Genomic DNA, 26,298 nt, shown 5'->3' on the forward strand with positions numbered 1-26,298 from the left:
CGGTGTGCCGGCGCCCACGAATCGGAGATCGACCATGACGACACTCTTCGCCTTCTATGTTCTGATCTGGCCGGCCCTGACCCTGGGCGTGCTGGTGCTGATTTGTCGGGCGGTGCTGCGCGATCGACGCGAAGCCCGTCGACAGCACCGACAGCTTGTCTGATGGTGTTGGTGCTGTTCGTCCGGGGACAGTGTCCGGTTGCGGTCCCGTCTTGCTCGTAAAGGAGGGAGTGAGAGCCTTTACAATGTCTTGCAGGCCGATCTCATCCACCGGCATGGAGCATGGTGATGTGGTAGGAACCTCTAGCCGCTGATCGTGTACCGCTTCGGTTCGGGCCTTGAATACCCCTGCCCTAGGGTATGCCAAGTCAGATCCGCACTCGGCGCAGCCGCAGGGCATTGCCCACCACCGAGACCGAGCTGAACGACATGGCCGCGGCGGCGATGATCGGCGACAGCAGGACCCCGAAGGCCGGGTAGAGCACGCCGGCGGCGATCGGCACGCCCAGGCTGTTGTAGCCGAAGGCGAAGACCAGGTTCTGCTTGATGTTGCGCATGGTGGCGCGGCTGAGCCGGCGGGCGCGCAGGATGCCGCGCAGGTCGCCCTTCACCAGGGTCACTCCGGCGCTCTCCATGGCCACGTCGGTGCCGGTGCCCATGGCGATGCCGACCTGGGCCTGGGCCAGGGCCGGGGCATCGTTGATGCCGTCGCCGGCCATGGCCACGAAGCGACCCTCGGCCTGCAGTGCCTTGACCTTGTCCGCCTTCTGCTCCGGCAGCACCTCGGCGATGACCTCGTCGATGCCCAGGCGTCTGGCGACCGCCTGGGCGGTGGTCTGGCTGTCGCCGGTGAGCATCACGATACGGATGCCGTCCTCGTGCAGGCTGCGGATCGCCTCGGGGGTGGTCTCCTTGACCGGGTCGGCCACCGCGACGAGCCCGGCGGGCCGGCCGTCGACGGCCACGAACATGGCCGTCTTGCCCTCGGCCCGCAGGGCCTCGGCACGCTCGGCCAGTGCCTCGGCCTCGATCCCTTCGGCCTCCATCAGGGCGCGGTTGCCCAGTGCCACCGCCTGCTCGCCGACGCGACCCTTGACGCCCTTGCCGGTGACCGACTCGAAGTCGGTGTAGCGCTCGGGCGAGACGCCGCGCTCCTCGGCGCCCTGGACGATGGCCGCCGCCAGGGGATGCTCGCTGCCGCGTTCCAGGGTGGCGGCCAGGCGCAGCACCTGGTCATCCTCGAAGCCCTCGGCGGCCACCACGTCCTGCAGCCGCGGGCGGCCCTCGGTGAGGGTGCCGGTCTTGTCGACGATCAGGGTATCGACCCGGCGCAGCGTCTGGATGGCCTCGGCGTTCTTGAACAGCACGCCCAGCGAGGCGCCCTTGCCGCTGGCCACCATGATCGACATGGGCGTGGCCAGGCCCAGGGCACAGGGGCAGGCGATGATCAGCACCGCCACGGCGTTGATCAGCGCATAGGTCATCGCCGGCTCGGGGCCCCAGACTCCCCAGACGATGAAGGTGGCGAGCGCCGCGAGCACCACGGTGGGCACGAAGACGCCGGCCACCACGTCCACCAGATTCTGGATCGGCGCCCGGCTGCGACTGGCCTCGGCCACCATCTGCACGATCTGCGACAGCAGGGTGTCGCTACCCACCCGCTGGGCCTCGATCACCAGCGAGCCGGTGCCGTTGACGGTGGCACCGATGACGTTCTCGCCCTGGGCCTTCTCGACGGGGATGGGCTCGCCGGTGATCATCGACTCGTCCACGGAGGAGTTGCCCTCGACGACGACGCCGTCCACCGGGACCTTCTCGCCGGGGCGCACCCGCAGGCGGTCGCCGATCTGCACCCGTTCCAGCGGCACGTCCTCTTCATTGCCGTCGTCCCCGAGGCGACGCGCGGTCTTGGGCGCCAGGCCCAGCAGCGCCTTGATGGCGGCATTGGTCTGGCTGCGCGCGCGCAGTTCCATGACCTGGCCCACCAGCACCAGGGTGACGATCACCGCGGCGGCCTCGAAGTAGACCCCCACCTGGCCGCTTTCATGGCGGAAGGAGGGCGGGAAGAGCTGCGGGAACAGCGTGGCGATCACGCTGTACAGGTAGGCGACGCCCACCCCCAGGCCGATCAGGGTGAACATGTTGAGGTTCCAGCCGATCACCGAACGGTAGCCGCGTACGAAGAAGGGCCAGCCGCTCCACAGCACCACCGGCGTGGCCAGGGCGAGCTCGAGCCAGACGCGGATGCCGTGGGGCACCAGGGCGTCCATGTTCACGCCGGGGATCATGCCGCCCATGGCCAGGATGACCACCGGGACGGTGAGGACCACGCCGACCCAGAAACGGCGGGTCATGTCGACCAGCTCGGGGTTCTGTTCCTCCTCGGCGGTGACCTGCCGCGGCTCCAGCGCCATGCCGCACTTGGGACACTCGCCGGGTTCGTCGCGCACGACCTCCGGGTGCATGGGACAGGTCCATTCCGTCCTGGTCGCCGGCGCCTGGGGAGCGGTGGGTTCCAGGGCCATGCCACACTGGGGGCAGTCCCCCGGCTGGTCGGACACCACCTCGGGATGCATGGGGCAGGTGTATTGGGCACCTGACGGCTGGCCTGCGGTCCCCTGGGCGGACACCTTGCGGTCCTCGGTCCGCGCACTCTGCGCCGCATGCTCGTGGCAATGATCTTGCGGGTGTTGCGTCATGGCATCGTCTCCTTTGCTTCCCTGCATGGCGTTAATCTTTCCGACCTGTCCCGACGAGAGTGAACCGACAAGGGGGTATGCCGAGGGCGGCGCCGGGTTGCCGGCCGCCAACTCGTAGAAAGCTTAAATCCCTTGCGTTACCCAAGGGTCAAGCGAAGGAGGCGCGCGAAGGAGCGGCTAGCATCAAACCTTGATCGGCGTCATGCCTGTGCTGTCCAACGGGGCGTACGCCTAACCATCCCCTCTGTGCGTAGCGGGCGATGGAAAACGCGATCAGCTCGTCCATCGGGTCGATGGATGACCTAGCCGCGTCGCCGCTTCATTCGACGAAATCCCAGCACGGCGGCGGCAATCGCCAGTAGCACCATCACGCCGAGCACCCAGGTCGGCGCATAGAAGGTGGTATAGAGCTCCCACCCCAGCAGGCGGGGCAGGGCGGAGAAGACGGTCGGGGCCCCGGCCAGGTGACCGCCCAGGGTTCCGGTCAGCGCGAACAGCCAGGCGCCCAGCAGTCCGAGCACCGCCAGTGCCAGGCCGCGCAGGCCGCTGAAGGCGTCTCGGCCGCCGACCCATACCAGCACGAGCAGCATGAGGTAGACCGCCAGGGACCAGAAGGCCATCAGCAGGTGGTTGCGCGTCAGCGGGCTGTGCAAGAGGGCCTCGAGGGACCAGACGCCATAGCCGCTGAGCAGGGAGGCCAGGGCCCCCAGCACACCGAGGACCAGCACCGGCAGCAGGGCGGCCCGGCAGAGGTCGGCGGCCCGTCCCCTGGCCAGCACGCCGACCAGGATCATCAGGCTGGCCAGCGCCCAGAAGGCGACGGGAAAGTGGGCGAGCATATGGTGCATGCCGGTCATGGTGTGCCTCCCGGGTGACGGCGTCTGAAGGCGGGCAGCAGGCCGATGAACAGGCCGGCCAGCAACAGCAGGCCGGCGATCAGGGTCAGGGCCCACTGGCGCTGGATGGCGTCCTGGAACTCCATCTCCACCCCGTAGTGGGCCAGCTGGCGCTCGTCGTGGTGGGCCCGCACCGGGAGCCCCGCCGCGATGTCGTCGGCGCCGGCATGGGCCTCGCCGATCAGCAGCGGCCAGTCGACCTGGCCGGGATAGTAGAGCGTCAGGTCGAACCACGGCTGGGACCAGTCCGGCGTGCCCTCCGCCACCGGCGAGGCGAGGATGTCGGCCTCGCGCCCCAGGCCCAGGGCGTAGGGGAGCGACACGTAGTGCCAGCGGCTGCCCGTGGCGTTGCGGTGCACGGCGAAGGCCAGATCATAGCGCCCCTGCGGGGCGAAGGCCTTGTCGTCCGGCTGGCCGGTGTCAAGGTCGCGGACCAGGGTCACGTCCCAGTAGCCATCCGACCAGCGCGCGTCGCCGGCGACCCGGATATCGCCCCGGGAGCCCTCGCCCTCACGCAGCAGCCGGCGGGGGATGACGTCCCCCTCCTGCCAGTCGTGGTCGGGATCGAAGGGCACGGCGAAGGGCTCGGCGAGATAGTAGAGGCCATCGAAGTCGACGCGTTCGGCGGTGACATCCTCCCAGCGCAGGGCATGACGGCCGGTGGCCTCGGGGTCGAACATCCACTGGGGACGGGCATTCTCTGCGTCCCAGTTGGTGGTGTAGGGCCCCCGACCGGCGTCGCTGTGGCGATGCTCACCGACCCACTGGTCGTCCGACATGCCCACCGCATTGGAGCGGCCCGCCCGCCAGTGCCAGAGATCGAGGAAGTAGCCGCTCGCCTGCTGGGCCGCCAGCTGAGGCTCGTCGACGACGCTGTCCCACTCGGCGACGTCGCGACGGGTTCCGGGCAGGTGCTTGCGCACCTCGGTCTGGCCGAGGGTCTCGCCCAGGTAGGGATGGGCGGCCACGGCCTCGGCTGGGGCCTCGTCGCTGAAGAAGCGCATGCGGTCGCCCACGGTGATGTAGCCGCCGTAGCGTCCGAAGTCGGGCACGGAGCCGTCGTCGACCAGCATGGTCACCCGGTCCTCGTAGGTGCCTTCCGGCTGGGGGCCGACGGTAGAGGCCCCATGGCGGACCCACTCGCCCTCCGTGTAGCGCAGCATGTCGTGATAGACATGCGGCCGCTCGGTCGGCCAGCGATAGCGGAACCAGATGCGTTCCCCGTCATGGGCCACCTTGACCTGCAGTGGCAAGGTCAGCCGATCGGGGATATAGAGGTTGCGGGCCGGGTCATCGTGGATCACCCCGCTTCCCTGGGTGACCCAGGCCAGTCCCAGGCCCACCAGGCCGCCGGCCAGGAGGAGAGGAATCGCCTTGTCGCTCATGCCGGGCTCCCGCGGTGGAAGGGGTGCATTCAGCATAGCCAGCATTGGCGGCAGCGCCCTTGATTGCGGTCAAGCCTTCGACATGCATCGTAGTGGGCCAGCCGTAGCGGGCCTTGAATTGCCGGCGTTGGTGATTGCGAACTTCACCATCGGCCGGGAGCGATCCCCAGCTTGAGTGGCGTGACCCTCATGTCACCGACATGATCGACGCGGACCGGAGAGTCGTCCCTCCGGCCCGTCGGCGCGCGGTAATCGACCTCCTCAGGTCGATGCCGGGCGAGCTTCTCCCATCGCGCTTTGGTGGGAGACGTGCTCGGTGGCGCGACCGCAGTCCCGGCAGGTGATGCAGTAGCGGTTGCCTTCCAGGGGGCGCAGGTCGAAGGCCGCCCAGATGGGGCCTTCCTGGGCCCTGATCTCCGTGGCACCGCAGGGGCACATCACCATCCAGCGGCCCGCGGGGTCCGGCATCAGATCGATCTCTTGCATGCTCGAATTCTCCTTTTCTCGTCCTTCAGCATGCCGGAAGGGGCCAATGGCCGATGTAGGAGATCGCGTATTCCGGCTGTACGCCTGGGCATATTCTTCTCGCGGGGCCACGGCCGTCGGGTTGATGACTGGCGTGATCGCTGCAGTGCAGGGAAGCGGGGCAAGGCTGCCAGGCGAGAAAGGTGCACCCGGGTCGTGGCGGTGATCGCCGACACGAGCCATCGTCGATCGCCTACGCGAGGGCGCGGCGATGGCGTGCAGCGGGGTGGTGCATCGGGTACCAGGCTACAGGGGTGATGCCAGTCCCCTCGTGTGCCGATGGATCCGGGTTCGATCTGCATAGGGCATCATTCACCGAGCCCCCGGCCAGGGATCCGGCCGGGGGCTCGGTGTCGTCGTGACGCCATTCACCGCGATGCCGATTGCCGGCTTCGCCTTCGATCCGGTTGCCGGAAGCCTTGTCGTGTCCAACGGTCTTGCGCTCCTCGCCGGGGCCTGGCCTCGGGTGCCCCGCTGGATCGCTGGCCATGGCGTTGGCAGGCTCAGGCCATGGCGGTCGTCGGCGCCTCGGGCAGTTGCCGGACCCACTCCAGGGCAGTCGACTTCTCGCGGGTCGGGAAGGTCCGGATCTCCATGGCCTTGAACAGGCGGTTCTCGAGTCGCGTCAGGTGACGCACCCAATGCTTGTCGCTGAGCACCGCGGCTCGATAGTAGCGGTCCAGATCGCCGACCTGGGTGAGGGCATAGCCCAGGTCGCGGAGGAAGGCGGTGAACGTCATCCAGCGCATCTCGTCGAGCTCGGTGTAGAGGCTGACGCGGGGGTGGCTCTTCTTGACGGCCTCGATGGCCTCGATGGCCGGCTGCAGGTCGGCGGCGGTGACGCGACCGCTGACCCGCATCGCCACCACATGGTCGGCCCCCGGGGGTAGCAGTTCGAGCATCGCGGTTACCTCCTCGATCGGGGGTGGAAGGGTGTCTTTGCAGCATAGTTTCTCGCCAATGGACCGGCCGCCGAGGAGCCGGTTCCCGTCCGACAGTCGGTCACCGTCCGGAGACGGCGAGCGGCACTACACTGGGAGAAACGACCGGAGACAGTGCCATGCAACCACGCATCAGCATGATTACCCTGGGCGTCACCGATCTGGCGCGGGCCGTGCGCTTCTATGAGCAGGGGCTCGGCTGGCCGCGTCTCGAGTCGCCTCCCGAGGTGGCGTTCTTTCCCCTGAACGGGACCTGGCTGGGCCTCTATGGCCGTGAGGCGCTGGCCGAGGATGCCGGCGTGCCCGCCGAGGGCAGCGGCTTCAGCGGTGTCGCCCTGGCGCACAATGTCGCCAGCGAGGCCGAGGTGGAAGAGGTGCTGGCGCTGGCCGTGCAGGCCGGCGCGGAGGTGGTCAAGCCCGGGCAGAAGGTGTTCTGGGGCGGGTATTCCGGTTATTTTGCCGACCCCGATGGCCACCTCTGGGAGGTCGCCCACAATCCCTTCCTGTGGATCGGGCCAGGCGTCGAGTGAGCGGGAACCCGGCCGCTATCAGTGTGGCGCCGGGTGATCCCCCATCTCGCGGTCCAGGCGGCGAGCCACCTCGCCGGGCGAGCCGGTGCGACGGGCCAGCAGGTCGTAGGCCACCGGTACCACGAACCCGTGCCGGACAGGGCCAGCCACAGCACCACGTCGGCGCCGGCATCGGCCTTCTGCACCTCGGGGGGCTCGGCCTCGTCCGGCAGGTTGCCGCGGGCGCCGGCGATGCGGTCCTCCAGCACCTGGGTGATGCGGGTCTCCACCACGCTGGCCGAGGCGCCGGGGTAGCGGGTATCGATGCCGACCACCGGCGGATCGATGGTGGGATATTCCTGCAGGGGCAGGCGGGTCAGGGCCAGCAGCCCGAAGGCCACGATCAGCGCGGCCAGCACCGGCCGCTGGACGGAGATGTCTGACAGGCGCATCAGGCGCCCCCCGCGTCACGATCGGCCTCGATCAGCTCGCGCACCGAGGTGATGTCATCGACGATGCCGAGCAGGCGCACCCGGGCCCCGTCGCGGGTCCGCTCGGCGCCGTGGCTGACCACCAGGTCCCCCGGCGAGAGGCCGGCGAGGATCTCTGCCTCCCCGGGGCGTCGTTCGCTTACTCGAACCCGGCGCCGCTCGATGCGCTCGTCGTTGTCCTCGTGGATCAGCAACACATAGTGGCGCTCCCCCTCCGGGATCAGCGCCGACTCCGGCACCACCAGGGTATCCCGCGGGCGGCGGGCCAGGGTCATCTCCATCAGCATGCCGGGCCGCAGCCGCTCTCCCGGGTTGGCCAGCAGGGCGCGCACCGGCACGCTGCGGCTGACCGGATCGACCCGCGACCCGATGGTGGCGATCTCGCCCTCGAAGCGTGCCGCCGGGAAGGCGGCGCTGCGCGGTGAGGATCATCCCCGGGGCCAGCGAGCCGAGTTCGACCTCGGGGACGCGAAAGTCGAGCTTCATGCGATCGAGCTTGTCCAGGGTGGCGAGTTCCATGCCCGGCGTGACCAGGGTGCCGACGCTGACGCGGCGAAAGCCCATCACGCCATCGAAGGGGGCGCGGATGCGGTAGTTGGCAAGCCGTGCCTCCAGGGCCTGGATCTCGGCCTCCACCTGGCGCAGCCGGGCGCGTCTGTTCTCCACCTCGGCACGGGGGCGAGGTTGCGCTGCTCGAGCTGGGCCAGGCGGTTCACCGCGGCCAGGCGCTCATCGCGCAGGGCCTGGGCGGCGCGCAGCTCGGCGCGCTGCTCGGCGTCGGCTAGGTGGATCAGCACTTGGCAGGCGGCGAAGGCTCCCACCCGTACCGGTGGGCTCTGCTAGAATGCGCGCCTCGAGGCAAACCCGGCAGGAGAGAGCATGACATACGATGTGGTCGTCATCGGCGCGGGCGCGGCGGGACTGATGTGCGCCCTGACCGCCGGCTATGCCGGGCGGCGGGTGCTGGTGATCGATCATGCCAACAAGGCCGGCAAGAAGATCCTGATGTCCGGTGGCGGGCGCTGCAACTTCACCAACCTGGCCACCACCCCGGCCAACTTCTTCTCCGACAACCCGCACTTCTGCATCTCCGCGCTCAAGCGCTACCGCCCCGAGCACTTCGTCGAACTGGTCGAGCGTCATGGCCTCGAGCACGTGGAGAAGGCGCCCGGGCAGCTGTTCTGTGCCGGGTCGGCGAAGGACCTGCTGGCCATCCTGCTGACCGAGTGCGACTGGGCCGGTGTCGAGATCAGTCTCAAGACGTCGGTCTCGTCGCTGGAGGCCTGCGGAGAGGGCCTGCGCCTGGCGACCTCGCGCGGGCGCATCGACGCCGGGGCGGTGGTGGTGGCCACCGGCGGCCTGTCGATCCCCACCATGGGAGCCACCGGCTTCGGCTATGACATCGCCCGGCAGTTCGGGCTCTCGGTCACCGAGACCCGGGCCGCCCTGGTGCCCTTCACGCTGACCTCCCGATGGAAGGCTCGAGCCGAGGCGCTCGCGGGTCTCGGTCATGAGGTGGTGGTGCGCTGCCGGGACGGCGCCTATCGCGAGCCGCTGCTGTTCACCCACCGGGGCCTGTCGGGACCGGCCATGCTGCAGATCTCCAGCCATTGGCGGCCCGGTGACAGCCTGGCCATCGACCTGCTGCCGGGGGTGGAGGCCTTCGACGCCCTGGTGGCGGCGCGGCGGGAAGCCCCCAGGCGGCGCGTCTCCACCTGGCTCGGCGAGCGCCTGCCGCGGCGCCTGGCCCAGGCCCTCGTCGAGTGGCACGGCGGCGATGGCCCCCTGGCCGAGCGCTCCAACGCCGAACTCGAGGCCTGGGCCGGCCGGCTCAATGCCTGGCGCCTCAAGCCCGCCGGCACCGAGGGCTGGCGCACCGCCGAGGTGACCCTGGGCGGGGTCGATACCCGCGCGCTGTCGTCGAAGACCTTCGAGGTCAAGGGCCTGCCCCAGCTGCGCTTCATCGGCGAGGTGCTGGACGTCACCGGCGAACTGGGGGGCTACAATTTTCAGTGGGCCTGGGCCTCCGGCGTGGCCTGCGGCCTGGCGCTGTAGCGTTATCCCGGCAAGAGCCGGGCCGCTATGCGGCCAGGAGCCATGCCGTATGACAGCTGTCCGGGCCCGTCGGCCCCCCTGCTCCAGGGCGGCGAGGCGGTCGGCAAGGCCGTCTGGGAGCCATGCTGTCGGACATGCCCGTGGCCGACAGGGGCCGATGCCTTGGTCCGGGGGCCGTCATGATCGGCGGATCGGACCAGCGAAGGAGGATGCGAGATGGCCAAGGCACTTCACCGTCAGGCGCTGGGGTCGATCGTGGCGAGGGTCGCCGAGGAACTGCTCGACGAGGCGCGGGCGGCGCTGCCCCGTATCACCGACCCGACGGACCCCGAGGGGCTCCACGATTTTCGCGTGGCCGTGAGGCGTCTGCGTTCCTGGCTCAAGGCCTACCGGGGGTATCCGGGGATCAAGATCCCCAAGCCGTTGCGTCGGCAACTGCATGAGCTGGCGAAGGCGACCAATGCCGCCCGGGATGGTGAGGTGATGCTGGCCTGGCTCGACAGTGAGCGGGACGCGCTGCCGGCCGACCAGCGTGGCGCCGTCGGCTGGTGGCAGGTCCGCCTCGAGGCGGAGGTCGAGGCCGCCTATGCCTCGGCGAGCAGCACGCTGGCGGCCGACTTCCCGGCCCTCGAGGCCGGCCTGCGTCGCGCCTTCTCGTCGCTTCCCGGCGGCAAGGCCAGGGGGCACGCTTTCGGGGAGGCCAGTGCCCGGGAACTGGCGGCCCTGCAGGAGCGACTGGTCCGCGAAGTGTCGGCGATCGGCTCGGCGGAGGATCGCGAGGCGTTGCATCGACCGCGGATCACCGGCAAGCGCATCCGCTACCTGCTGCGGCCATGGAAGGCGGCCTCGCCGGCCTGCAAGGACGCCGAGAAGGCCATGAAGGCCTTCCAGGATGCCTACGGCGTGCTCCATGACGACCTGGTCCGCGAGTCGGCCCTGTGTGAGGTCGTCGCCGCCCATGCCGGGGAGGAGAGTGTCGACCGGCTGTGGCGAGCCGCCCGTGGGGAGCCGGCCTGGGCCACGGCGCCGCGTCACCTGCGGGGCTTCCTGGGACTGGCCCATGGCAATCGACAGCGGCGGCTCGCCCACTACGCGACTGCCGTCGATCGTGCCGGGACCTCGGACATGACCGCGCTGTCGGCCCGGCTGGCTGCGGCCGGGGCGGCGATGCGCGGCGAGGCGAGCTGAGCCGTCAGCGCAGTCGCTGGGCGAGTTCGAGCCACAGCGCGGTGTAGGCTCGGGCAGCGGGGCTGCGGGGGGCGAAGTCGCGCACCGGCCGGCGCTCCAGGCCCATGCGCTCGACCATGCTGGCGGAAGGGACCACTTGGGACAGCATCAGCGGCCAGCGCTCGTGCAGGGTCGCCATGATCTCGCGGTGCAGGGCCCGGCGACGATCGGCCAGGGTCATGAAGGGCCACAGGGTGCAGGCGATGTCATGGTCATCGAGGAAGCCCTGCAGCTGTTCCAGGGTTCTCAGCGACAGGACCGTGGGCACCGCCGGTACCAGTAAGGCATCGACGCTGGAGAAGATGTTCTCCGACAGGTGCGACAGGCTGGGCGGGCAATCGAGGATGACCAGGTCGTAGTCGTGACGAACGGGTTTGAGGATCTGGCGCAGGTGGCTGTTGCCGCGCTTGGCCAGGCGTTCATCCATCTCCCGCGAGGCCAGGGCGGCCGGCAGCAGGTCCAGGTTGTCCACCTCGGTGTGGCGAATCACCTTGGCGAAGGAGGCCTTGCCCTTGACCAGCTTGTCCACCCCGCCACGGATGCGCGGCTTGATGCGCAGGTAGTAGCTGGTGGCCGCCTGGGGGTCCAGGTCCCAGAGCAGCACGCGATGCCCGGCCCGTGCGGCCTCGGCCGCCAGGTTGACGGCCGAGGCCGTCTTGCCGACGCCGCCCTTGATGCTGTAGAGGGCCAGCATGCGCATGAAATCGGTTCCCCTGTGATGACCGCGATGATGACAATGCTGTCACGCCATCATAACAGGACTGAAACATCAGCAGGTTACAGAGTCGTGATAGGGGCAGGCAGCGGTGGGCTCAGCGAAATCGGTTGAACAGGCGACGCAACCGATCCACGGCCAGGGCGCCGACGATCGCCTTTCTCCCCAGCCGGGTCACGCTTCCCGGGCGCCGCGCCACCGGCAGCAGGAGCAGGCCGCCCGCCACCAGGATCGGCACCCGGTAGCGCCGTACGGCCTGCCAGCCGGCATCCAGCGGACGTGCCGCCGCCTGCCAGCGATCGGCGGCGACCAGCAGGTCCACCCGCTGCTGCTCGATGGTGGCCTCGAGGGCCGCCCGGCGTTCGCGTCGACTGGGCTCAGCGGTCCGGGTCACGGTGCTTCTCCACCAGTTCGCGGTCCAGGGCCAGGTGCTTGAGGGTGCTCGCCAGCAGGGTACGCTGCCGGGCCATGCGCATCACCCAGGCCGCCAGCAGCAGGCCGCCCAGCAACAGCACGGCGGCACTCGCGCCGATCGCGGTGAGACGATGGCTGTCCCAGAAGACGACGATGATCAGGGTGGTGAGTGTGCCGAGCCCGAGTAGCAGCAGGATCAGGCTGAGGCCGGCCAGCAGGGCGATCGTCACCAGCCGGGCGCGCTCTTCCTCCAGTTCCAGCACGGCGAGACGCAGGCGCGTCTCGCCGGTCGCCAGCAGGCTGGACAGCAGCCGCTTGCCGGCCCCGAGCAGTCGCTGAGCCGGTCCCTGGCTCCCCGTCATCAGCGCCGTCCGATCAGCATGCCGACCACCACGCCGACGGCGGCGCCGATGCCGATGCTGGTCCAGGGGTTGTCGTGCACGTAGCGGTCACAGGCGTCGGCCTGCTGGGTCACGGAGTCCCGCGCATCGTGATAGGCGCGTTCACCGCGGGCCTCGAGTCGGGCCCGGGTGTCCTGCAGGCGCTGCTCGGCGCGTGCGCGGAGTTCCTTGATGTTGTTGCGTGAGTCGTCGGCGGTGGCGTTCACCAGCTCCTCGATGGTCTGGGACAGGTGGTGCAGGTCTTCCTTCAACTGTTGCGTGGTCTCGTGGGTGTGCGGGGTGCGGTTGGCCATCGGGTCTTCCTCTGACGGTGAATGACAGCTCCAGCATAGCAGTCGTCCTGCCTGCCGTAATATCCCCGGCCGCTCAGGGGGCGAAGGTCCCGGTGGAAAACAGCGGGTTGAGGCTGAAGCCCACGCCGAGTCGCTGCACGCTGTTGTCGTAGTCGATCAGGCTGTCGCCATAGCCGTGGTAGTACTGGACGTGGCCGCGGATCTTGCCGAACAGCGGCCAGGAGTAATCCAGCTGGGCGCCCATGTGGCCGCTGCCGGGATTGCCCCGCCACAGCAGGCTGGCCTCCTGATCACCGAACAGGCGTCGCGCCACGGTGACATCCCCGTAGCCCATGTACTTGTGGATGTCGGGGTTGTCGTCCTGGCTCTCGTCCTCGGGGATCCGCCAGTGCGGCGACAGCGACACGGCCCAGTCGTCGTTGATGAAGGTGCTGGTCCCGATGACACGGTTCCAGCTCCGCGACAGGGGGTCGGATCGCCCGTTGGACTGGTGGTTGAAGCTGATCCGGTTGTGGATGTTGGTCCAGCCCGCCAGCGACCAGTCATTCTCGAAATCCAGGAAGACTTCGGGCTCGAAGTTGGTTTCCCGGAATGGCGAGGAGGCATCCGCGTTGTAGGCCTGCCACCAGCTGCGCTGGGTATAGCCGAAGAACAGGTCGCCGTTGCCGAGGATCAGGTCGTCCATCAGGTTGAACTTGGCGCTGAACTGGAACTTCATCTCCAGCCGGTCGGGGTCCACCTCGCCGTTGATCGCCCGGAAGGCATCATGATTGGGCGAGGTGGTATAGGTGAGCGGCAACAGGTAGTTGCGGCGATGGGTGGTGATGGCGAAGGGATTGCGGTCGGACTCCGCCTCGAGGAGTCGTCGCTTGGCCACCGACTCCTCCAGTTCCTCCTCCTCGAGTGCCGCGGCGGGCAGGGGATAGGGAGCGGGATCGGGAGCGGCTACCTCCAGCTGATCACGCAGGCCCTCGAGTTCGGCTTCCAGGGATTGGATGCGTTCCCGGATCGCCTCCCGTTCGGCGGCACTCGGCGCCTCGCCCTCCTGGGCCAGCGCCTGATGGGCCAGGCCGGCGGCCAGCAAGGCGACAGCGAGTCCGGAGCGGTAACGTGACGGCGTCATGGACAGACTATCCTGGCGGAAGTGAGAATGCCGTTCTACCACGCCGGTGAGGCAAGTCAACTGTGCCCATCCGGCGACTCTAGGCATTGCCTGGCCGGTCTCGGATGTCGAGAATGCCCAGGCATCGCCCATGGTTCCGCCCTCGCCGAGGTTCCCTTGAACGCATTGCTGCGCGCTCTCCGTCCATTCGTCTTTCACATTGTTTGCCTCTTGCTGGTCGGGGGCCTCGCGGCGCTCGCTGCGAACCCGGCGCAGGGGCAGAGCGAGGTCCCGACGCTTCCCGACCCGCAGACCCTGCAGAAACGCCTGTCTGCGCTCACCCCCGAGGAAGGCCAGACCGTCGATGAAGCCACGGCCCGTGACATCGATGCCCTGAGGGCGGCCATCGAGGGGTTGGAGGCGCTCGAGGCGGTCAAGGCACAGCTCGCCGAGCTGGAGACTCGCGTCGATCAGGCGCCGGTGGAGCTGCGTGAGCTGCGGCGGGCCCTGGCCTCGGCGCCGGAGGAGGCCACCTCGGCGTCACTGGAGGAACTCGAGTCCCTCGAGCTGAGCGAGCTGGAGACCCGACTCGCCGAGGCCTCCGAGACCCTGCAGGATGCCCAGGATCGGCTGGCCGAGGTAGAGACTCGCCTGCTCGGCACCCAGACCCTTCCCGAGCGGGCCCAGCAGGCCATCACCGAGGCCACCCGCAGCATCGAGGAACACCGTGCCGAGCGCGAGCAGCTGGTCGCGCGTGGCGTCGCCGAGGAGGACCCGCGACGGGTTCTGGTGCGGATCGAACAGGCGCTGGCCGAGCAGCGCCTGAAGCTCCACCAGCGCGAACTGGCCACCAACTCCCGCCTGCGGGAGCTGGCCCAGCAGCGTCGCGAGCTGCTGCAGCGCCGGGTGGCCAGCCAGGAGGCCCATGTCCTGACCCTGCAGCGGCAGCTCGACAGCAAGCGGCGCGAGAAGTCGGAACAGGCGATCGCCCAGGCCGTGCGCGACGAGCCGGAGGGCGTGGCGCGTCATCCGGTCATCGTCGAGGCCCAGCAGGCCAACCGCGAGCTGAGCCTCGAACTGTTGCGGATCACCAGTCGGGCCAACGACCTGGTCCGGCAGAACCAGGAAGTGCGCCGCCAGCTCGATCGGGTACGCCAGCTCCAGCGGGGGTTGAGCGAGCATGTCGAGGCCATCCGCGGCAGCACCCTGCTGTCGCGGATCCTCAGCGAGCAGCGCCGGGCCTTGCCCCAGGTCGAGGTGCGTAGCGGGCTCAAGGACGAGATCGCCGACCTGCGTCTCCAGCAATTCGACCTGGAGCGCCAGCGCGAGCGATTGAAGGATGCCGAGGAGCAGGCCCGCCAGCGCCTGGCCGATGCCGAGGCGGAGGCGACACCGGCCCTGATCGAGCCCCTGGAGCAGCTGCTGCGTGCCCGTCGCGAGCTGCTCGACCAGCTCGAGCCGACCTATGGCGAGATGCTCAGCGCCGCCATCGAACTGCAGCTCAACCAGCAACAGCTGCTGGATACGAGTCGCTCGCTGCGCTCCGCCATCAACGAGCAGCTGTTCTGGGTGGCCAATGCCCAGCCCCTCGACCTCACCTGGCTCATGCGCCTGCCGAGCCACCTGGTGGCCGAGTGGCAAGACGGCGAGTGGCGCCAGGCCCTGCCCAGGCACTGGGCCATGCCCGACGCCGGGGCCTTGCTGGCCTCACCGGTGTTGCTGCTGGCGGGCGTGCTGCTGGCGCTGCGTCGGCCGATCCGGCGGCGGGTCAAGCGCCTCTACGACGAGGTCGGCCACCTCCGGGCGGACAGCCAGGGGCATACCCCCCTGGCCCTGGCGCTGAACCTGCTGCTGGCCCTGCCGGGGCCGTTGTGTCTGATCGCCTTCGGCCTGGTGCTGACCCTCGGTGGCCAGGCCATCGCCGTGGGGGTCGGCTGGGCATTGCTCCAGCTGTCGCTGACCTGGGCGGTGATCGCCTGGGCGCGCCGCCTGCTGGTGCCCGAGGGGGTCGCCACCCGTCATTTCTACTGGCCCGCCGGCTATGCCGCCCGGCTGCGCTGGTGGTTGCTGTGGCTGGCCGTGGCCCTGGTACCGGTGCTGATGATCGGCACCCTGGCCCGAGATACCGAGATCGACCTTACCCAGCGGCCGCTGGCGATGACGCTGCTGCTGGCGGGGCTGATCGGCATGAGCGTGTCCCTGGCCAAGCTGATCCTGGCCCATACGCCGTTCTTCGGCGTCAAGCTGTTCCGCCTGGTGCTGGGGCTGCTCATGGCCCTGGTACCGCTGATACTGGGGGGGCTGGTCGTCTATGGCTATGCCTATACGGCACTGAGCCTGGTGGGGCGCTTCGTGATCACCCTCTACCTGCTGGGGGTGTGGATCCTGCTGGAGGCCGCGGTGGTACGCGGCCTGGCCGTGGCGGCGCGACGGCTGGCCTATCGTCGCGCCGTGGCCCGGCGTCGGGCCCTGGCCCAGGAGAGCGGGGACAATGGGGCAGACGTCGTGGAGGAGCCCCCGCTCGACATGCAGCAGGTCAACCAGCAGTCGCTGCGTCTTTCCAAGCTGATCCTGATGATCGGCTTCCTGCTGGTGATCTATCTCGTCTGGTCCGACCTGCTGACCGTGTTCAGCTACCTCGATCGGGTCATGGTGATTGGCGGCGATGGCCAGGAGGGTGCCGACCTGGTGGGGAGCGCGGTGTCGGTCGCCGACGTCTTCGTGGCCCTGCTGGTGGTGGCCCTGACGCTGATCATGGCGCGCAACTTGCCGGGCCTGCTTGAGGTGATGGTGCTCTCGCGCCTGGACCTCAAGCAGGGCAGCGCCTACGCCATCAGCTCGCTGCTCTCCTACACCATCGTCGGTACCGGGGTGATCATGGCACTCGGCACCCTCGGGGTGTCCTGGAGCAAGCTGCAGTGGCTGGTGGCCGCGTTGGGCGTGGGTCTGGGCTTCGGGCTGCAGGAGATCTTCGCCAACTTCATCTCGGGGCTGATCATCCTCTTCGAGCGGCCGGTGCGCATCGGTGACACCATCACGCTGGGCAACCTGACCGGCACGGTCAACCGCATCCGTATCCGCGCCACCACGGTCACCGACTTCGACCGCAAGGAGATCATCATTCCCAACAAGACCTTCGTCACCGATCAACTGATCAACTGGTCGCTGTCGGACAGCATCACCCGGGTGATCCTCTCCTACGGCGTGGCGCACGGCACTGATCAGCGGCTAATGCATCAGCTGCTCTATCAGGCCGCCAAGGAGAACGAGCGGGTGATGGACGACCCGCCTCCCGAGGTCTATTTCATGGCCTACGACAGTAGCGCCCTGGCGTTCGAGCTGCGCATCTACGTCAATAGCCTGGGCGATCGACTGCTGGCCACCGATGAACTCAACGCGCGGCTTGGCGAGTTGTTTGCCGAATACGGCGTGGTGGTTGCCCACGACCGCCTCGACGTGCGCGTCGAGCGGCTGCGACAGTCACCGCCGCGTCGGCCCCGTGGAGAGGTGCTCGAGGACCCGCCGCATCCGCCGCCCGGCGCCCCGGGGGATCCGGGCGACTTTGGCGGCGGTGGAGGCGACGGCGGGCGCTGAGCCCGGCCGGCCTCAGCGGCGCCGGGCGTGGAGCAGGAACTCGCGGTTGCCGTCGCCGCCGAGGATGGGGCTCTCCCGCCAGTGGCGGACCGAGAAGCCGCAGGCCTCGCAGGCCTCGCGAAGGCGCGCCTCCACCTCGTCGTAGCGGCGGGCGTCGGTGACCAGGCCCCGTGGGTTGACCCCGTCGGGTCCGACCTCGAACTGCGGCTTGACCAGCGACAGCAGCTCGCCCCCGGCGGGCAGCAGGGCGCTCAGCTCGGGCAGGATCAGGGTCTGGGAGATGAAGGAAACGTCCATCACCGCGATATCCGCCGAGTGGCGGGAGAGCACCACGGCGAGCCGGGCATCGTGGCGCATGGCACGGGCATTGAGCCCCTCCAGGCAGGTGACCCGGGCCTCCTCCCGCAGGCCGGCATCGAGCTGGCCGTGGCCCACTTCCACACCGATCACGTGGGCCGCGCCATGGCGCAGGGCACAGTCGGTGAAGCCGCCGGTGGACTGGCCCACGTCCAGCACCGTCCGGCCCGTCAGGGTCAGCGCCAGCGCCTCGAGCAGGGCCTCCAGCTTGAGACCGGCCCGGGAAACGTAGCGCTCCTCCGGGTCCTCCTCGACCGCCAGGGCCACTGCCTCGGGGAGCTTCTCCCCGGGCCGGGTCAGCACCCGACCGTCGTCGAGGCGGCGCACCCGGCCATGGCGGATCAGGCGCTGGGCGCGGGTACGGGAACGGGCCAGTCCCTGGCGGAGCAGCAGTTGGTCGAGACGTGGCATAGGGGCCATCCGGCGGCAGCGAAGACGGCATTATGCCATATCGCCCGGCCGCGACGGGATACGAGGGGCAGTACCGATCCGGAACGGTGACGAGGGCGGCCCGGGGCGAAACGCGTCGGCTCCCGCAGGCCAGCCCCCGGCGTCGGGACGCCGGGGGTGGGGTCAGGGGCCCTCGTTGGCCTGCAGCCCGGTGGGCGGCAGGCGATCGGCGCCCCAGCTGCGCTGGAGATAGCCGACCACCTTGTCGAGCTCCTCCTGGCTGACCTGGGCCAGCTCGCCGCGCTCCAGCGGATCATAGTGGAAGATGTAGAGCCGCGAGGCGAACTGCTCGAAGGGCAACGAGGCCTCGCCGAAGCGCTCGCCGTTGCCGGCGGTGCTGACGCGGACGCCATCGCCCCAATCCTGGCCGCTGTCGTTGTTGGGGTTGTAGAAGTAGACCCGCATCACGTCCGACGGATCCAGGTTGACCCGTAGCAGGGTGATGGCATGCCAACCGATGAAGCGGGCGGCGCTGTCGGTGACGGCGATGCCCGCGGGCTGCGGGTGGATCAGCGGCTGGTTGCCGTTGTAGTAGGGGTGGTAGCTGGCATAGAAGTGGCGCAGGAAGGCATCCAGGTCATGCAGCTGGCCGCTGCCCACGTCCACGTTGATGCGAAAGCCGCGGCCCGACCACCAGCCGTGGAACTCGGGGTTCACCCAACGGTGCGGGTCGCCCTCGCGGCCGATGCAGCGCCGGCCCATCTCGGCATAGATCCGGTCCAGGTGCGGGACCACGATCAGCGAGACCGGGTCCAGGTCCATGGGCAGCTCGCCGGATACGCCGGAGAGGCTGGCCATGGAGGACAGCGGCATGCCCTCGAAGTGCATGATGATCTCGTCGTCGCGGGCCGCCCAGGCGACCATCTGCAGGAGATAGTCCGGGTCGTTGTAGGCCCACATCGACAGGGCCCGAGCCGACTGACAGGTGGGGTTGTTGCCCTGGCCGACCCCCAGGGGCAGGCCCAGCATGCACAGCACCCCCTCGAGCAGTCGGGCACGGGGCGAGATCGTCTCGCCGAAGGCCAGGTTGAGGCGCAGCTGCGACCACTCGGAGAGCGGCAGCCCCAACTGGCGCCACATGGCCGGTGCCACCGGCGGTTGGTAGAGAATGCCGCGTTCGAGCATCAGGGACAGGCCGTAGGCGGCCTGGGGCGTGGCGGGGTGGACCCCGCCGCGGATCAGGGCATGCACCAGGTCGCGGTAGCACAGCAGGCAGTCGCGCCCGGTGGAGGAGAGGCCCAAGGCCTCGGCGATCAGGTGGTCGCTGTGCTCGGTGAGGTGGCGCAGCAGCACCGGATGGTAGGGCGAGACCAGGCCGGTATCGTGCATGGCTCGGGCGAAGCCGGTGGCCTCCGCCTGAAGGGCGGTGTTGTCCATGCTCGACAGGCGCTCGCGATACACCTCGAGGCCGGGATCCTCCCGGCAGGCCTGGGTCGGGCCGAACAGCGAGCTGACCAAACGGTCGGCGCCCTGGCCGCTGGCGCCCAGGTCGATCTCCGGGTTGGCCTGGCAGATGGCGATCTGGGTGATCATCTGCTTGACCGGCTCCACCTGGATCGGGCGCTGCTGCAGGATCCGCCAGATCTCCTCGATCAGCTTGTCGATGATGTGTTCATAGCCGATGCGTCTCGCCAGGTGCTGGAACAGCTGCCGGGGCAACTGGGCCAGGCGGCCCTGGGTCTCGCGCTCGGCCTCGGTCGGGGCGCCGAACAGCAGCCACAGATTCAGCGCCATCACCTGGGTAAGGTAGTGGTGAGCATGTTCCGACGAGATCAGGGGATGCAGCACATCCCCCTTGGCCACGGCCAGTAGGCGCAGTTCGCTCAGCGCCTCCACCACCACGGTGTTGGCGTCGGGGCTCTTGAGCGCCTGGGTGGTCAGCGAGGGCACCAGGAATTGGGGCGTGGCCCAGTCGGAGCCCTGGAAGACGCCAGCCGCCTCGAGCCTCTCGGCACGGGCTTCCATCGCGGCACAGCCACCGTCGATCAGCATCACCCGGCGTGCCGTGTCCAGCACCCGGGGCAGCTTGCCCGGCTTGGCGAAGTCGCGTGCCGCGTCCAGCAGCTCGATGGCCTCGTCGAGTTTCACCAGCAGGCCGCTGAGCTTGTCCGCGGCGGCGGAAGCCATGTTTCTACGTTGATCGTCAGGTTGCGTCGTCACGCCGACTCCTCGTCGTCAGGCTGTCATGCATCTCATGACGCCCCCTTCAGACATAGAAATCAAGCTCTTCCATATGCTTGAGTAGTTCCTTCATGCGTGCCGCCTCGTCGCCCTTGAAGTACACCAGGCCCCAGTGGGTGCCGAAGGCGGTGCGCTTGGTGACGGTCTCCTCCATGGGCGTGGTCAACTCGTGGGACTCGAAGTAGGGGTCCTCCTCGACCTCCTCGGGAATCTCTAGGCGGCTGACCACCCGCCGGCGCGGATAGACGCCGAAGCAGCCGGCATAGCCGTCGGCATCGACCACTTCCTTCGGGAAGAAGGCCTTGACCTCGTCCGCGGTGGTCTTGGGGTCGAAGACCAGCATGCTGGCCTGGTAGGCGTTGAAGCCGTAGACCCGCTCCAGGAGCTCGAAGACCTTGAATCCCGGCGGCCGATAGGCGACCTCGCCGAAGTACATCTCGCCATCGTTGGTGACGAAGTACTCGGGATGAATCAGGCCGAACTCGATGTCGAAGGCCTTGATCAGCTTCTCGATCTGGGCCGTGATCTGGGAACGGTACCTCTCCAGCTCCGGCGAGGCGGGCACGAACACCGAATAGCCCAGGGTCACGTACTCGGAGATGTTGAGGAAGGCGATCTTGCCGTTGTGGATCCAGGCCTCCACGGCGAACTCCCAGCCGTCCAGGTGCGACTCCATCAGCACCGGGAACTCCTCCTCGGGGATGGTATCGACCTCGTCGGGGGTGCGGATCACTCGGTGGCCGAGACAGCCGGCCTTGTCGAAGGCCTTGAGGTGGATGGGGTCATTGGGGTCGCCATCCAGCTTGAGCAGTGTCTGGTTGACCCGCTTGAGGAAACGAATGATGTCTTCCTTGTCGTGGGCTTCCTCGAAGATCCCCACGCGAATCCCGCCCAGCTGGGCGCGGCGCTTCATCAGGGCCTTGTCGCGCAGCAGCAGCGACTGCCCGTAGAGGCGGGGACTGTCGAGCAGCACCGAGTTGATGGCACCGGCCCACTCCACGGTCTCCTCGAACAGCGGAATCGACACGTTGACGCCCATTTCCTTGAGGGTCTCGGCGATCTCCATGGAACGGTCATTGAGACGCTCGAAGTTCCACGACACATAGGGGATGTCGTGCTGTTTGCAATAGTCTTCCGCCCAGTCCGGCGCCACCACGACATAGCGTCGATCGAAGTTCTCGGCGGCTTCGATGGCATTCAGGCTCCAGCCAAGCAGGGCGATGTAACCCTTGTTCGGATCCTTCTTCATGGTGCGCCTCCTGTTCGGGAATACGGAAAGCTTCCCGCCACCGTCCTGGACGGGGAGCATTGACCATCTCTCACCTTACATCAGAGGGGCGTTCCTCACATCCTCGTGGTCAACGCGATGTGCACGCCCCGAAATCGTGCCTTGCTCATGACGCGCCCCCTTGGTATAGTGCTCGGCGTTCGACAAGTGCTTGATCCCACGTCGACTTCGGCGCAACCAGCGCCCGCTGTGGTGGCCCCGTCGGTCCTCTCGCAACGCTAAGCCGCAAACCCCGCCAGGCCCGGAAGGGAGCAACGGTAGTGGTGGACGCGTGTGCCGGGATGTGGCTGTCGGGGCCGCCTCCATTTCGGCCCCCCCCCTCCCCCCGAATTCCCGCCCCGGCCCGTCATCTGGCCATCCTGACGGCTATTCGTCGTCCGATTCCCCGGACCGCCCCGTTCGCCGAGTCCGCGGCCGGTCGTCCCCCTCGTGGTCACTCGCCCTCGATGCCCCCGCTCGTGTTCGCCATGCCGGCCCGTCGGCCGATGAAACGAACGCCGCCGGATGATATCGAAGGGGAGGCCCTCATCGACAAGGAGATCCTGATGAACGCCAAGCGAATTTTCGACCAGCTGATGCAGCAGGCCGGAGGCACCCGCCACCAGGGCGGTGTCGACGTGCAGGGTCTGGTGGATGGCCTGTCGTCCCGGCTCAAGGGCGAGGGGGGTTCGGGCGGGAGCGCCGGCCAGGGTGGCGGTGTCGACATGAAGAGCCTGCTCGGCGGCGGGGCCATGGGCCTGCTGGTCGGCTCCAAGCGCGGCCGCAAGCTCGGCGGCAAGGCGCTCAAGTACGGCGCCATCGCCGGGGCCGGCATGCTGGCCTGGAAGGCCTGGCAGAATGCCCGGGGCGGCGCCTCGACGGACGAGGCTCACGAGGGGCAACCCATGGAGCGCCTGCAGGGGGAGTCACAGGAGCAGCGCAGCCTGGCGCTGCTGCAGGCGATGATCATGGCCGCCCGGGCCGATGGCCATATCGATGAGCGTGAGCGAGCCCGGATCACCGAGCAGATCGATGCCCTCGGCGCCGATGACGACCTGCATGCCTGGGTCGAGCGGCAGCTCACCGCACCGCTGGATGCCCTGGCGCTGGCGCGCCAGGCCGACTCGCCCCAGGCGGCCCGGGAGATGTACCTGGTCAGCGTGGCGGTGATCGATGACCAGAACCCCATGGAGCGCGCCTGGCTCGACCAGCTGGCCTCGGGCCTGGAACTGGACGAGACCATGAAGCAGGAACTGGAGCGCCAGGCCCTGCCGGCGGCTTAGGCCGTTGCTGCCCCGCGCGCCGGTGGCATGCTAGTGTCCCGTATCTCCGAAACAGGACACCAGCGGGGCGGTGAGACTCATGCTGACGGTCGTTCGACCCGGGTGGGCTTGCCGCTTTCGCTCCAGACAGGGACAGGGCGCGACATGTTGACCTTCTACAGTGACCAGACACTTCGGCGCCGGGCTCGCACCGAGCTGGATGGCGGGCGTCTGGTGGCGCCCTACGAGAGCCCCGAGCGGGTCGTGCTGGTGCTCAAGTGGGTGCGCGAGGTCGGGCTCGGCGAGGTGCGCGACCCCGAGAGCTTCGGCCTGGCGCCGGTGCTGGCCGTGCATGATCGCGGCTACGTGGACTTCATCGCCGGCTGCTGGGACGAGTGGCAGGCGGCGGGGCATACCGGCGAGGCCATCGCCTGGATCTGGCCGACGCGGACGCTGCGCGACGACGTTATCCCCGAGCATATCGATGGCCGCCTGGGCCACTATGCCCAGTCCGCCGATACCTCGATCTGCGCCGGCACCTTCGAGGCCGCCATGGCCAGCAAGGACATCGCCCTGTCCGCCATGGCGCATACCCTGGCCACCGGCGAGCCGAGCTTCGGGCTGTGTCGGCCGCCGGGCCACCATGCCGCCAGCGACCAGTTCGGGGGCTACTGCTTCTTCAACAATGCCGCCATCGCCGCCCAGCATGCCCTCGGCCAGGGCGTGGGGCGAGTGGCCGTGCTGGACGTCGACTTCCACCACGGCAACGGCACCCAGCAGATCTTCTACGCCCGGGACGACGTGCTCTTCGCCTCGCTGCACGGCGATCCGCGCAGTTGCTTCCCCTACTTTCTCGGCCATGCCGACGAGACCGGGCGCGGGCGCGGGCTGGGTTACAACGTCAACTACCCCATGGCGCCGGGCACCGCCTTCGATGCCTGGTCCCGGGCCCTGGACGATGCCCTGGGGCGCATCCGCGACGCCGGCTGCGAGGTGCTGGTGGTCTCGCTGGGGGTGGATGCCTTCGAGCACGATCCCATCAGCGCCTTCAAGCTCGGCAGCGACGACTTCACCGAACTCGGCCGACGCCTCGCCACCCTGGGCCTGCCCACGACCTTCCTGCTCGAGGGTGGCTACGCGGTGGAAGAGATCGGCATCAATGCCGTCAACGTGCTGAGCGGCTTCGAGGCCGCCTCCCGCGAGGCCTGACGGCCATCATCCCAGGAAAGGAGTGATTCATGGCGCGAATCTACGACGACAACTCGCAGTCGATCGGCAATACCCCGCTGGTGCGGCTCAATCGGGTCAACGAGGGCGCGACGATCTGGGCCAAGATCGAGGGGCGCAACCCGGCCCACTCGGTGAAGTGCCGCATCGGTGCGGCGATGATCTGGGACGCCGAGGAGCGCGGCGCCCTCAAGCCCGGCATGACCATCATCGAGCCCACCAGCGGCAACACCGGCATCGCCCTGGCCTTCGTGGCCGCCGCCCGGGGCTATCCCCTGACGCTGACCATGCCGTCCTCCATGAGCCTGGAGCGGCGCAAGGTGCTCAAGGCGCTGGGCGCCGAGCTGGTGCTCACCGACCCGGCCAAGGGCATGGCCGGGGCGATCGCCAAGGCCGAGGAACTGGCCGAGACGGAGCCCGGCAAGTACTTCCTGCCCCAGCAGTTCGAGAATCCGGCCAACCCGCGGATCCACGAGACCACCACCGGCCCCGAGATCTGGGACGATACCGATGGCGAGATCGATATCCTGGTGGCCGGGGTGGGCACCGGTGGCACCCTGACCGGCGTGTCCCGCTACATCAAGCAGACCCGGGGCAAGGCCATCACCAGCGTCGCCGTCGAGCCGGCCGACTCGCCGGTCATCACCCAGGCTCGCGAGGGGCAGGAACTCAAGCCCGCGCCCCACAAGATCCAGGGCATCGGCGCCGGCTTCGTGCCCGTCAACCTGGACATGAGGCTGGTGGACCAGATCGAGACCGTCACCAACGACGAGGCCATGGCCATGGCCCACCGGCTGATGCAGGAAGAGGGCATCCTCTGCGGCATCTCCTGTGGCGCGGCCGTGGTCGCCGCCCTGAGGGTCGCGCGCCAGCCCGACCACCAGGGGCAGAACATCGTCGTGGTGCTGCCGGACAGCGCCGAGCGCTACCTCACCTCGGCGCTCTTCGCGGGCCGTTTCGGCGAGCAGGAAACCGTCCAGTAGGCCGTTCCCGGCGCCCCTCGGGCCGCCGGGCCTGTCGCCTAGGAGTCTGTCGGATTTGACCGATCGTCACGAGATTCACGGATTTCGAGTCAAATTTATCGATCTGTTGAGGCGAATAGCGTGCTATTTAACGAGGCAGATCGAATGAAGTTGGCCGAAAGCCCGGATTCGCAGTAGGTCAGCGTTAAGTCCGACAGGCTCCTAGCGGGGCGGCAGGCTCGGCACCCAGTCCACGGCCCCGAAGGTCTCCGCGCCGATCCAGGCCAGGAAGCCCCCATAGAGCACCAGCAGTACCACGCATTCCGGCCGTGACAGCACCATGCCGGTGCGCATCATCAGGAACAGTGCCACGGTGGCGCCGGTGAGGGCGGCCATCATCGGCGCGGCGATGGAGAAGTTGACCACGGCCGTGCCGGCGATCAGTACCCCGGCGGGAATGCACACCAGCAGGTCGAAGGTATTGCTGCCCAGCACGTTGGCGATGCTGGTCACCCCCCGGCCCTGGCGGGCGGCACGGATGGAGACGAAGGCATCGGGGATCGAGGTGCCGGCGGCGACCACCGTGATGCCCCACAGGAAGCTCGGCGTGTCGAAGATCTCGCCGAAGTGGATGGCCGCCTGGACCAGCCCCTCCACGCCGACCACGATCACCCCGAGCGACAGCGCGAGCCGGGCCCATTCGCGTCCGGGGCGGATGTCCCGGGTGTCCACTTCCGCCTCGTATTCCAGGGTGTCCTGGTACTGCACGAACAGGTAGAGCCCGTAGAGCGCCACCGGCATCAGGGCCAGCCAGCGGGTCATCTCGCCACGGATGGCGCCCGCGTCGTCGGGCACGGGATGGTAGATGGCGGCGAAGGAGAAGGTCAGCGTCAGCACCGCCACCGCGATCATGTAGAACTGAGCCTCCTTGTAGACCAGGTCGCGATTGGCGGTCAGCGCCTGGCGGCTGGCCAGGCCGGCGGCGGCGGGGATCACCAGGATGTTGAACAGCGCCGAGCCGACGATGGCCGCCACGCCGAGCTCGAACTCCCCGTGCAGCAGGGTCGAGATCACGGTGGTGGAGAGTTCCGGGAAGCTCGACCCCACCGCGACCACGATCGCGCCCTGCACGATATCGGGGAGCCGGTAATAGGCCGAGAGGCGCTCGCTGCTGCTCTCGAGCAGTCCGCTGCCCTTCCAGACGATGGCCGTGGCGATCACGGCGACGAGGGTCCAGGTCAGTATGGCGATCATGCGGTCCGTCCCTTTTCCGCTGTTGCTGTGGCCCCCTGGGGGGCGTTCCCAGCCTAACAGACCGGCGTGGCCTCGCCGGATCTGCATCGAT

Annotated in this window: 22 protein-coding genes, 1 other RNA gene and 2 pseudogenes; 9 read left to right on the forward strand and 16 right to left on the reverse strand. The window is 68.6% G+C overall.

Translation table 11 applies throughout. The annotated features are described in order from the left end of the window. Positions 1-34: 34 nt before the first annotated feature. Positions 35-163, forward strand: a complete 129-nt coding sequence (locus FHR97_RS20085; RefSeq protein ID WP_221187633.1) for a putative transporter small subunit — start codon at positions 35-37, stop codon at positions 161-163. Positions 164-368: 205 nt separating this feature from the next. Here FHR97_RS20085 and FHR97_RS01120 read toward each other — a convergent pair whose 3' ends face one another. From FHR97_RS01120 to FHR97_RS01140, 5 genes are all read right to left on the reverse strand, one after another. After that, complete coding sequence (locus FHR97_RS01120; protein ID WP_221187634.1) at positions 369-2,699, reverse strand: copper-transporting P-type ATPase; 2,331 nt, start codon at positions 2,697-2,699, stop codon at positions 369-371. Positions 2,700-3,001: 302 nt separating this feature from the next. Beyond that, the gene (locus tag FHR97_RS01125) at positions 3,002-3,556 is read right to left on the reverse strand and encodes a heme ABC transporter permease (protein WP_183381930.1); all 555 of its coding nucleotides are present in this window, start codon (positions 3,554-3,556) and stop codon (positions 3,002-3,004) included. Continuing rightward, positions 3,553-4,980: an ethylbenzene dehydrogenase-related protein gene (locus FHR97_RS01130; RefSeq protein WP_183381931.1), complete on the reverse strand. Its 1,428-nt coding sequence runs from the start codon at positions 4,978-4,980 to the stop codon at positions 3,553-3,555. The genes FHR97_RS01125 and FHR97_RS01130 overlap by 4 nt, the downstream gene beginning before the upstream one ends. A 261-nt stretch (positions 4,981-5,241) precedes the next feature. Then, the gene (locus FHR97_RS01135; protein ID WP_183381932.1) at positions 5,242-5,466 is read right to left on the reverse strand and encodes a hypothetical protein; all 225 of its coding nucleotides are present in this window, start codon (positions 5,464-5,466) and stop codon (positions 5,242-5,244) included. A 542-nt stretch (positions 5,467-6,008) separates the two neighbouring features. Continuing rightward, entirely contained in the window at positions 6,009-6,407 is a 399-nt protein-coding gene (locus FHR97_RS01140) for a SpoIIAA family protein (protein ID WP_183381933.1), read from the reverse strand. Positions 6,408-6,565: 158 nt separating this feature from the next. Here FHR97_RS01140 and FHR97_RS01145 point away from each other — a divergent pair, with 158 nt between their 5' ends. Next, positions 6,566-6,976, forward strand: coding sequence for a VOC family protein (locus FHR97_RS01145; RefSeq protein ID WP_183381934.1), 411 nt, complete (start codon positions 6,566-6,568; stop codon positions 6,974-6,976). 131 nt (positions 6,977-7,107) lie between these two features. Here the strand turns inward: FHR97_RS01145 and FHR97_RS01150 are convergent. Next, positions 7,108-7,407, reverse strand: a pseudogene (locus FHR97_RS01150) (efflux RND transporter permease subunit); the annotation flags it as partial. Beyond that, a pseudogene (locus FHR97_RS20595) lies at positions 7,407-7,853 on the reverse strand (efflux RND transporter periplasmic adaptor subunit); the annotation flags it as partial. The pseudogenes FHR97_RS20595 and FHR97_RS01150, both read right to left, overlap by 1 nt. Positions 7,854-8,325: 472 nt before the next feature. Between FHR97_RS20595 and FHR97_RS01160 the strand changes: the two are divergent. Next, positions 8,326-9,501: a BaiN/RdsA family NAD(P)/FAD-dependent oxidoreductase gene (locus FHR97_RS01160; RefSeq protein WP_183381935.1), complete on the forward strand. Its 1,176-nt coding sequence runs from the start codon at positions 8,326-8,328 to the stop codon at positions 9,499-9,501. Between the two features lie 216 nt (positions 9,502-9,717). Beyond that, positions 9,718-10,689 (forward strand): CHAD domain-containing protein, encoded by a 972-nt coding sequence (locus FHR97_RS01165; protein WP_183381936.1) that lies wholly within the window; start codon positions 9,718-9,720, stop codon positions 10,687-10,689. A 4-nt stretch (positions 10,690-10,693) separates the two neighbouring features. On the opposite strand, the gene FHR97_RS01170 is transcribed toward FHR97_RS01165, so the two are convergent. From FHR97_RS01170 to FHR97_RS01190, 5 genes are all read right to left on the reverse strand, one after another. Next, positions 10,694-11,428, reverse strand: a complete 735-nt coding sequence (locus tag FHR97_RS01170) for a ParA family protein (protein ID WP_183381937.1) — start codon at positions 11,426-11,428, stop codon at positions 10,694-10,696. 112 nt (positions 11,429-11,540) lie between these two features. Further along, positions 11,541-11,837: a YqjK-like family protein gene (locus tag FHR97_RS01175; RefSeq protein ID WP_183381938.1), complete on the reverse strand. Its 297-nt coding sequence runs from the start codon at positions 11,835-11,837 to the stop codon at positions 11,541-11,543. Further along, complete coding sequence (locus FHR97_RS01180; RefSeq protein ID WP_183381939.1) at positions 11,821-12,219, reverse strand: phage holin family protein; 399 nt, start codon at positions 12,217-12,219, stop codon at positions 11,821-11,823. Before FHR97_RS01180 ends, FHR97_RS01175 begins: the two co-directional genes overlap by 17 nt. Further along, a complete protein-coding gene (locus FHR97_RS01185) occupies positions 12,219-12,551 on the reverse strand; it encodes an ElaB/YgaM/YqjD family protein (RefSeq protein WP_183381940.1) in 333 nt (110 codons plus the stop codon). Before FHR97_RS01185 ends, FHR97_RS01180 begins: the two co-directional genes overlap by 1 nt. A 73-nt stretch (positions 12,552-12,624) precedes the next feature. Beyond that, on the reverse strand, positions 12,625-13,674 hold the full coding sequence (locus FHR97_RS01190) for a phospholipase A (protein ID WP_183381941.1): 1,050 nt from the start codon (positions 13,672-13,674) through the stop codon (positions 12,625-12,627). 210 nt (positions 13,675-13,884) lie between these two features. Here FHR97_RS01190 and mscK point away from each other — a divergent pair, with 210 nt between their 5' ends. Further along, complete coding sequence (gene mscK / locus FHR97_RS01195; RefSeq protein WP_246403642.1) at positions 13,885-17,247, forward strand: mechanosensitive channel MscK; 3,363 nt, start codon at positions 13,885-13,887, stop codon at positions 17,245-17,247. Between the two features lie 12 nt (positions 17,248-17,259). Here mscK and FHR97_RS01200 read toward each other — a convergent pair whose 3' ends face one another. The 3 genes from FHR97_RS01200 to FHR97_RS01210 all read right to left on the reverse strand — a co-directional run bounded on the left by FHR97_RS01200 (position 17,260) and on the right by FHR97_RS01210 (position 21,484). Further along, entirely contained in the window at positions 17,260-18,015 is a 756-nt protein-coding gene (locus FHR97_RS01200) for a TlyA family RNA methyltransferase (protein ID WP_183381943.1), read from the reverse strand. 162 nt (positions 18,016-18,177) lie between these two features. Further along, positions 18,178-20,181, reverse strand: coding sequence for a hypothetical protein (locus tag FHR97_RS01205; RefSeq protein ID WP_183382468.1), 2,004 nt, complete (start codon positions 20,179-20,181; stop codon positions 18,178-18,180). Positions 20,182-20,260: 79 nt separating this feature from the next. Next, positions 20,261-21,484: an ATP-grasp domain-containing protein gene (locus FHR97_RS01210; protein ID WP_183381944.1), complete on the reverse strand. Its 1,224-nt coding sequence runs from the start codon at positions 21,482-21,484 to the stop codon at positions 20,261-20,263. A 238-nt stretch (positions 21,485-21,722) separates the two neighbouring features. On the opposite strand from FHR97_RS01210, the gene ffs reads away from it, so the two are divergent. The 4 genes from ffs (at position 21,723) to cysK (ending at position 24,974) form a co-directional block, all read left to right on the forward strand. Next, an RNA gene (gene ffs, locus FHR97_RS01215) (signal recognition particle sRNA small type) lies at positions 21,723-21,819 on the forward strand. A gap of 249 nt (positions 21,820-22,068) precedes the next feature. Further along, complete coding sequence (locus FHR97_RS01220) at positions 22,069-22,785, forward strand: tellurite resistance TerB family protein (protein ID WP_183381945.1); 717 nt, start codon at positions 22,069-22,071, stop codon at positions 22,783-22,785. A gap of 144 nt (positions 22,786-22,929) precedes the next feature. Next, positions 22,930-23,973, forward strand: a complete 1,044-nt coding sequence (locus FHR97_RS01225) for a histone deacetylase family protein (RefSeq protein WP_183381946.1) — start codon at positions 22,930-22,932, stop codon at positions 23,971-23,973. Between the two features lie 29 nt (positions 23,974-24,002). Beyond that, the gene (gene cysK / locus FHR97_RS01230) at positions 24,003-24,974 is read left to right on the forward strand and encodes a cysteine synthase A (RefSeq protein WP_183381947.1); all 972 of its coding nucleotides are present in this window, start codon (positions 24,003-24,005) and stop codon (positions 24,972-24,974) included. A 201-nt stretch (positions 24,975-25,175) separates the two neighbouring features. Here the strand turns inward: cysK and FHR97_RS01235 are convergent, their stop codons facing one another. After that, positions 25,176-26,207: a sodium:calcium antiporter gene (locus FHR97_RS01235; protein ID WP_183381948.1), complete on the reverse strand. Its 1,032-nt coding sequence runs from the start codon at positions 26,205-26,207 to the stop codon at positions 25,176-25,178. Positions 26,208-26,298 lie beyond the last annotated feature (91 nt).

The organism is Halomonas stenophila (assembly GCF_014192275.1).
In the GTDB taxonomy this organism is placed as follows: Bacteria; Pseudomonadota; Gammaproteobacteria; order Pseudomonadales; family Halomonadaceae; genus Halomonas; species Halomonas stenophila.